Below are 282 nucleotides of genomic sequence, written 5' to 3'. Positions count from 1 at the left end.
CAACTGGTGCTCCTTGAGGAACAGGAGCTACAGGTGCAACTGGATCTACTGGACAAACTGGAGCAACAGGTCCAACGGGAGTAACAGGTTCAACAGGAGCCACAGGAATAACAGGAGCAACAGGTCCAACGGGAGTAACAGGTTCAACAGGAGTAACAGGTCCAACGGGAGCGACGGGAGTAACAGGTTCAACAGGACCAACAGGAGCGACGGGAGTAACAGGAGTAACAGGTCCAACAGGAGCAGCGGGAGCCACTGGGGCGACTGGCACAACGCGAACGC

At 56.0% G+C, this 282-nt stretch carries 1 protein-coding gene; it reads right to left on the bottom strand.

Annotated elements, in window-relative coordinates; all coding sequences use genetic code 11:
* A partial coding sequence (locus JDS99_RS32280; RefSeq protein WP_242475829.1) for a hypothetical protein occupies positions 1-282 on the bottom strand: 282 nt, incomplete at both ends.

It is taken from the genome of Bacillus cereus group sp. N6 (assembly GCF_016483705.1).
Taxonomy (GTDB): domain Bacteria; phylum Bacillota; class Bacilli; order Bacillales; family Bacillaceae_G; genus Bacillus_A; species Bacillus_A wiedmannii.
This window is presented reverse-complemented; position numbering and strand designations above follow the sequence as displayed.